This window comes from Novosphingobium sp. FG90 (assembly GCF_057808725.1).
The window spans coordinates 1-5557 of the sequence record NZ_JBMDIO010000074.1 but is presented as its reverse complement, the minus strand read 5'-3'; the positions used below and the strand labels follow the sequence as shown (position 1 = coordinate 5557).

5 protein-coding genes are annotated in these 5557 nt (G+C 62.0%); 4 read left to right on the top strand and 1 reads right to left on the bottom strand.

The features are described 5' to 3' along the window. The 4 genes from ACODRZ_RS26260 to ACODRZ_RS26245 form a co-directional block, all read left to right on the top strand. Nucleotides 1–679, top strand: a 679-nt coding sequence (locus ACODRZ_RS26260) for a PepSY-associated TM helix domain-containing protein (RefSeq protein ID WP_488973138.1), incomplete at its 5' end; no start/stop codon positions are given. Further along, nucleotides 666–1454 carry an energy transducer TonB gene (locus tag ACODRZ_RS26255; protein ID WP_087576087.1) on the top strand — a complete coding sequence of 263 codons (789 nt, stop codon included), beginning with the start codon at nt 666–668 and terminating at the stop codon, nt 1452–1454. The genes ACODRZ_RS26260 and ACODRZ_RS26255, both read left to right, overlap by 14 nt. A gap of 222 nt (nt 1455–1676) precedes the next feature. After that, nucleotides 1677–3737, top strand: coding sequence for a conjugal transfer protein TraG (locus tag ACODRZ_RS26250; RefSeq protein WP_130754836.1), 2061 nt, complete (start codon nt 1677–1679; stop codon nt 3735–3737). After that, entirely contained in the window at nt 3734–4165 is a 432-nt protein-coding gene (locus ACODRZ_RS26245; RefSeq protein WP_087576313.1) for a ribbon-helix-helix protein, CopG family, read from the top strand. The genes ACODRZ_RS26250 and ACODRZ_RS26245 overlap by 4 nt, the downstream gene beginning before the upstream one ends. 181 nt (nt 4166–4346) lie before the next feature. Here the strand turns inward: ACODRZ_RS26245 and ACODRZ_RS26240 are convergent, their stop codons facing one another. After that, the gene (locus tag ACODRZ_RS26240) at nt 4347–5288 is read right to left on the bottom strand and encodes a tyrosine-type recombinase/integrase (protein WP_488973137.1); all 942 of its coding nucleotides are present in this window, start codon (nt 5286–5288) and stop codon (nt 4347–4349) included. Nucleotides 5289–5557: the final 269 nt, after the last annotated feature.

The following is a 5557-nucleotide window of genomic DNA, read 5'->3' as shown; positions in this document are numbered from 1 at the left end:
CTTCTGGAAGAAGTGGAAACTGGCCTGGACGATCAAACGCGGTGCCGGGCCTTATCGCCTCAATCTCGACCTGCACCGCGCCTGCGGTTTGTGGCTATTGGCAATATTGTTCCTGCTTGCGCTGTCCGGCGTTTCCCTGAACCTCAACAGCGAATTGTTCCGCCCGGTCCTGTCGGCCCTGCTGCCGACCAGCCCGCGCATATGGGATCAGCCCGCACCACCGACCGCGCCGCCCATGACGCTCGATTGGAATGACGCGCTCGCAAAAGCGAAGGGCGAGGCGGCTCGCCGCCACTGGGATCATCCCGTTGCCATGATTTATGCCGCCCGTGCGCAGGGATTCTATGGCATACGCTTTGGCCGCCCCCATCAGGCAGGTTTTGGCGCCTCGACGATCTTCGTCTCCGCTGCGGATGGCCACATCCTGTCGGTCGAAGAAGCAGGTGCGGGCAAAGCCGGGGATATGATCGCAGGGCTGATGCTTCCGGTTCATTCTGGCCAGGTCGCGGGTCTGCCCGGTCGTATCCTCATCTGCGTCACCGGGCTGGTCGTGGCGATGTTGTCCATCACCGGCGTCTATATCTGGTGGAGGAAGCGTGCGTCCCGTAGCAGCAGGCGACGGGCGAACCGGCGGCCGGCTGCTATTGCCCGGAGTGGAGCACTCGATGCTGCTCAATGATGCCCATAGCGACAGTGGCGATCAACCGCACTCTGTCGCTATGCAACCGATGCCCGATACACAGCCAGCCTGTCACCGGATCCAACGGCATGGCTATTCTTCTTCCCGTAGCAACAGGCTGTTCGGGATTGGCGGCTCGCTGGCTGTTTACGGCATCGTGGCTGCGCTGTTCCTGATCTCCATATCGACCACGTACGTCAAACGGCCGCAGCAGGCGACGTTGACGGTCATGGACCTCAAGCCGCCCGCCGCGCCGGACGATACGCCCCCGGAACCGAAAAATGCGCCCAAGCCAGTCGAGAAGAAGGAAACGCAGCAGGAGCCGGTTAAAATCGAGCGGATCGAGCCAACCAAAATCCCGATCTCGCCGGTGACGGCGCCGATGCCCGTACCGACCGTGCAGCCCGCCGATCCGGCCCCGAAAGAACCGGAAACGGCCGCCCCCAGGACCGCGCCGGCGCCGCCCGCGCCGCGCGTGTCGAGCAATGGCCCGGACACATGGGAAGGGCGGGTGTTGGTGCAGCTCAACAGGTATCGCCGCTATCCGAGGCTGGCCGAAGCAAGACGCCAGCAGGGTGTGCCCTATATCCGCTTCGTCATGGACAGGCAGGGTAAGGTGCTGTCCGTAGCGCTGGAGCGATCGTCCGGAGTTTCCGATCTGGACCGGGAGGCGCTGGCCTTGCCCCGGCGAGCTCAACCGCTACCCAAGCCTCCTGACGACAAACCCGGCGACACGCTGGAACTGGTCGTGCCGGTGCAGTTCTTCCTGCGGTAACGGTGCGGCCAGCTTTCTTCATCACTCGACCTGAAACAGCATCTTTGTCGATTATAGCGGGGCCATGGAAATCTGGCCCGACAATCTGTTTGCAGGGACATTTGCGATCCCTGCATTACGCCGATCCCTGTCTTTCTACGCCAGAGTGCGGCGGTAGCATTCCATGCTTGAATCTTCCGTCAATCGCGGTCCCGATCCTCATTTGTCTTTCGAGGATCGACCATGTCTGCAACCAAAATCCTCTGGGGCCAGGTGCTGGCCGTCATCACCCTGACCCTGTTTGGTATCTGGGCTGCAACCCAGTGGACGGCGGCTGCGCTCGCCTATCAGCCTGAACTGGGGCAGCCCTGGTTCTGGCTGGGTCCGTGGCCGATCTATCCGCCACCCGCCTTCTTCTGGTGGTGGTTCGCCTATGACGCCTATGCGCCGAAGATCTTCGAGACCGGCGCCTTCATCGCGGTCTCGGGCGCCATGGCTGCCGTGGTCGTCGCGATCGCCATGTCGGTCTGGCGCGCGCGCGAGGAAAAGAAATCCGAGACTTATGGCTCGGCGCGCTGGGCGACGGAGAAGGAGATCCGCAAGGCCGGGCTCTATGCCGACGACGGCGTGGTGATCGGCTGGCACGAGAAACGCTATCTGCGCCACGACGGTCCCGAGCATGTGCTCTGCTTCGCGCCGACCCGGTCGGGCAAGGGCGTTGGTCTCGTCATCCCCTCGCTGCTGACCTGGCCGGGCAGCTGCGTCGTCCATGACATCAAGGGCGAAAACTGGACGCTGACCGCGGGCTTTCGTGCGGCGCATGGCCGCGTCCTGCTGTTCGACCCCACCAATCCTTTGTCCAACGGCTACAATCCGCTGCTCGAGGTCCGCAAGGGCGAGTGGGAAGTGCGCGACGTCCAGAATGTCGCCGATGTGCTGATCGACCCCGAAGGCAGTCTGGAAAAGCGCAACCATTGGGAAAAGACCAGCCATGCGCTGCTGGTCGGCGCCATCCTCCATGTCCTCTATGCCGAGGCCGACAAGACGCTCGCCGGTGTCGCCGCCTTCCTCTCCGATCCGCGGCGTCCGGTGGAGGAAACCTTGCGGCGGATGAAGGCGACCCGGCATCTGGGTGAGGCCGGCGTCCATCCGGTCGTGGCGGCGGCCGCGCAGGAACTGCTCAACAAGTCCGACAATGAGCGTTCGGGCGTGCTTTCCACCGCCATGTCGTTCCTGGGGCTTTATCGCGATCCCGTCGTGGCGAAGGTGACCGGGGCTTCCGACTGGCGCATCGCCGATCTCGTATCCTCCCCCGTGCCGGTCTCGCTCTATCTGGTGATCCCGCCCAGCGACATTAGCCGGACCAAGCCGCTGGTGCGCCTGATGCTCAACCAGATCGGCCGGCGGCTGACCGAGGAACTGACAGTGCAGGGCCAGCGCCAGCGGCTCCTGTTCATGCTCGACGAATTTCCCGCGCTCGGCCGGCTCGATTTCTTCGAGAGCGCACTTGCCTATGTCGCAGGCTATGGAATCAAGGCCTTCCTCATCGCCCAATCGCTGAACCAGATCGAGAAGGCCTATGGCCAGAACAACGCCATCCTCGACAATTGCCATGTTCGTGTCGCTTTCGCCGCCAATGACGAACGTACCGCCAAGCGCGTGTCCGACGCGCTCGGCACTGCGACTGAACAGCGCTCGATGAAGAATTATGCCGGGCACCGGCTCGCGCCCTGGCTGGGGCATATCATGGTCTCACGCACCGAAACCGCGCGGCCCTTGCTTACCCCCGGCGAGATCCAGCAATTTTCCGAGGACGAGGAGATCGTCTTCGTCGCCAGCACCGCGCCGGTCCGGGCGGCCAAGGCGCGCTACTATCTCGATCCGCGGTTCAAAGCGCGGCTCCTGCCACCGCCCGAGCCCAAACCCCTTGCGCCCGATCTACGGCCTCGGGATGACTGGACCATGCTCGATCCGGTGGAGGCGCCGCCTCTGCCGCCGCCTGCGGCCCAGACCGAAGAAGCGACCGGAAAGGCGGGCGAGGATGGTGTTGCGACCGATGCGCCTGTCGACGCTGGTGAGGCTGAAGCCACGGACGATGCGGCCAATGCCGGCATACGGCAGGAGCCGGAGCTGGGGGCGCATGAGAATATTGCCCCCGATTCCACGCCGAAGGCCAATGAGTTCGATTTCGATCGCAACGACGCGCAGGAGGACGCGACGCAGGCGCGGCGGCAGGCCGACCGGCTGATGCGCCGCAACGCCCGCAACGCCTCGCTCGATCCCGATGACGGGCTGCTCCTGTGAGCGGCGGTCAGGTCAAGCGCAGCGTGCGCCTGCCGGCCGATCTCGCCCGGGCGCTTGCCGACCATGCACGCAGGCGCAAGGCCTCGCAGACCGCGATCATCGAAGCGGCGCTGGTCTCGTTCCTTTCCCCCGACGCAGCCGATCGGCTCGAAGCCTCGCTCAGTCGGCGTCTTGATCGCCTGACGCGCGATGTCGAGCGGCTCGAATGGCATGTCGAACTGTCCAACGAGACGCTGGCCCTGTTCATCCGCTCCTGGCTCAGTGCGACGCCACCCCTCCCTGATGGCGCGGTCAAGGCCGCCCATGCCCAGGGCCGGGAGCGCTGGACGCGTTTCATCGACACGCTGAACCGCCGCATGGAACTCGGTCCCCGGTTCAGGGAAGAGCTTGCCGAGGATCGCACGAACGCCGACCCTACCGGTTCATAAAACGGCCCAACATCCTGTAGAAGCGCGATTTCAGATGACGTGATCCTGTTTCTCGCCCGATCCGTCCCGGTTCGGTGCGTGGTTCACCCCTTCGTCAGTCCCTCCATGCCTCATCGGTGACCGACCGAAAGGTTCGTCGACCGGCAAGTGTGACGTAAAATCCGATTGATTGTGCCAAGGTTCAACCGGTTGGCTCCAGTCTGGGGATCAACCAGGGCGCGTCAGCGGGAGGAACGTCACCAATGGAGGAGTAAGATGATGAAAAATAGGGATAATCAGAGTTACACTGTATCCAAAACTGTATCAAAGGGCAATAGAGCATTCGCGCCATTCGCGTTTCGGCGATCTTTTTTGCGCTGTTAACCAGCTCTCCGAGAGATGTCGGCACAGGGGCGATCTTCGTAGTTTCGGTCGAAACTTGGAAGTTTTCCGATTTAGCCGAAGTATCGCGGGTATATTCGCCGAATTCATGATAGTCGAACGGAGCGTTAATAGGGTCTGGCTCGTGGCTCCTTGGGGTGGAGCTGGGTCCGCTCGATGACCGCCCCCACATAGACTTAGTTTTCCACATGCGCGCCGCGATTTCGCGCTCTTCAGGTCCCATTGCGCCTGTGTAGATCGCTGTGGTCTTGATATCGGCATGGCCCAACCAGCGCTGGACGAGAGTGAGGGGAACGCTTGCCTGGATCGCACGAATGCCGAAGGCATGACGCAGCCCTTTCGGAGTAGCGTAGGTTCCCCTGATGCCAGCGGACTGCATCACCTCGCAAATGCGCCGGTATCCGGTCATGCGCGACCAAGGCCACAAGGGTGAAGTTCCGTTCTTAACCTGCCCCAGCCAGCGGCGAAGCAGCTTAAGATATTCCGGTGGCAGCGGGATCGCCCGAAATACACGTTTTCCCCGCTTTTTCAGGCACCTAATGATGACGTGCTCGGCTTCAAAGTCGATGCTGTCGCGGGTGAGGGACAAGGCTTCAGAGATACGGCATCCGCTGAATGCAAGCATCCAGCAAAAGCTCTGCACCTCGATCGAAGTGCCCTTTGCCGATTTTACAAATGAATCGACTTCTGATGAAGTCAGATATTTTCTCTGACCATAGCGATTGAAGACTGTCCACGGCATCTGTTCCCGGCTCCCCATGCTAGATTTTTCTCGGGGCGCTCTAACTGCCGGAGCCTTACCAAAACTCCCATTCGGCTTGGCTGATACAGTTTTGGATAGACCGTCACAGACTCGCCGGTTCGACCCGACGGGTTTCGGGGGGTCTGAATGGTCCATGTGGCGCACAATCTGGAGGGGAACGGCGGGACTGCCGGCAACGTGCATATGTTGCGCCGTCCCAAGCGGTTATCCGATAGCGACGCCGTTCATTTCTCGATCCGCATCGAAAA